The organism is Haladaptatus sp. W1 (assembly GCF_001723155.1).
Classification (GTDB): Archaea; Halobacteriota; Halobacteria; order Halobacteriales; family Haladaptataceae; genus Haladaptatus; species Haladaptatus paucihalophilus.
On the sequence record NZ_MEIH01000332.1, the window covers coordinates 1 to 1,566 of the forward strand.

Consider the following 1,566-nt stretch of genomic DNA (forward strand, 5'->3'; position numbering starts at 1 on the left):
CCGTCTGGAGTTCGTCGAGCGTCGCCCCGCCCGTCGTCGCGAGCGAGAGATAGACCAGTTTGGCGCGGCGAATCCAGTTCGTCCGGCAACGGTGCGAGAGGCGTTGTTTGGACACTCATGTTGGTATGCTGGTCCAGACATTCGACGATAATAAAATTATCCTACGACAATCGTCGAAATTGGTCGGAATAGTCGTTTCTTGGAGAGGTATTCTCACCGAGGTAAACTGCCGTGATTTTATGTAACGAGCCGTGGTAGGCGTGGGCAATGAGTCCAGCGCGGGACGATTTGACCGGAGGGCCGAAAGGTCATCTCTCCCGAAGAACTCGACATCGAGGACAGCGAGAACGTCGTCGCGCTGGACGATGGCCGGTTCGTCATCGGCGCGTCCGGGAGGCCGTCCGTGCCGACGACCCGGGGCCAGTGACGACCGGCGAACCGACCGCCGACGCGGACCCCGGTGTCGACCCGGCGAGTCCGAAGAAATCGCCGTCAGCGACGGACTCCCCGCCCGCCATCGACCCGGCGTCGTCACCGGACAGTCCGAGTCAATCCGCGCCATCGGACGGGGAACCCAACATCGATTCCCAAGACGTCGCGAATGGCTCGAAGACGACGTTGGTGACGTGGCGTCCAGATACGGGTTTCACATCACGGCGAAGGCCGAGGACGAAATCAACCATCAGCGGATGTTTTCGGATGACATTGGAACCGTCTTCGACAACCTTCTCATGTGGTACGCCAGCAAGTCGAACCGAGCATGCCCGTCGAGGACGTGCTCGGCATTCTCATGATGGAGTCGAACGTTCGCGTCCGGTACCCGTCGCGGTGTTTCCGTGGTGTTCTCGGAACGTACGACTTATCACCCGACGATAGCATCGCCGACCTGTTTCGAGCGATGCAGGACGCGAATGGCATCGTCTTTTCCCCGGAAAGCGGCTAGCGATTATCCGCCGTGATAGTCGGGAGTAGGTTTTATGTATTGTCGTTCGATGTATTCGGTAACTGACTATGAGCGTTCAGAAACAGAATCCGTCGGCCGGGGAAACCCAAGTCGTGGAGTTTCGACTCGGCGAAGACGTGTGCGCGATCGATATCGAGCAGGTAGACAGCATCGTCGAGGTGAAAAAAGTCACGCGCATTCCCGAACACAGGATTCCATCGAGGGCGTCATGGACCTTCGCGGAGAGACGACGGCCATCATCGACCCCAAGGAGTTCCTCAGCGTCGCCTCCGACGAGCGAGGGAACGACGTTCTCGTTCTGGACCGTCCCGACGACAAACAGAAAATCGGGATTCGAGTGGACGAGGTGCTCGACGTGACGACCCACGCCCCGGAGCACATCGACACCAGCGACGAACTGGAGAACCTTGACACCCGCGGCATCCGCGACCAAATCGCACAGGGAATCATCAAGCGACCCGACGACGAAAACGGTCTCGACCTCATCATCTGGGTCGATATTGACAAAATGATTACTAGCCTGAGTTAAGAATATCGATAAATCATCAACTGTGATAATCACAAGGGAGCATTTATTTTGCCCGCTTTCAAAAGCTCTCGAT

At 57.3% G+C, this 1,566-nt stretch carries 2 protein-coding genes and 1 pseudogene; 2 read left to right on the top strand and 1 reads right to left on the bottom strand.

Annotated features, from left to right (window positions below):
* Positions 1-377 precede the first annotated feature (377 nt).
* Positions 378-518: a hypothetical protein gene (locus BG842_RS31950; protein WP_254663300.1), complete on the bottom strand. Its 141-nt coding sequence runs from the start codon at positions 516-518 to the stop codon at positions 378-380.
* Between the two features lie 215 nt (positions 519-733).
* On the opposite strand from BG842_RS31950, the gene BG842_RS31955 reads away from it, so the two are divergent.
* Both BG842_RS31955 and BG842_RS18715 read left to right on the top strand, forming a co-directional pair.
* A complete protein-coding gene (locus BG842_RS31955; RefSeq protein WP_254663301.1) occupies positions 734-943 on the top strand; it encodes a hypothetical protein in 210 nt (69 codons plus the stop codon).
* Positions 944-1,011: 68 nt separating this feature from the next.
* Positions 1,012-1,493: pseudogene (locus tag BG842_RS18715) on the top strand (chemotaxis protein CheW).
* Positions 1,494-1,566 lie beyond the last annotated feature (73 nt).

Coding starts and splice junctions, on each gene's coding strand:
- BG842_RS31950 (WP_254663300.1), bottom strand. CDS start 518: ATGGCGGGCGGGGAGTCCGTCGCTGACGGCGATTTCTTCGGACTCGCC.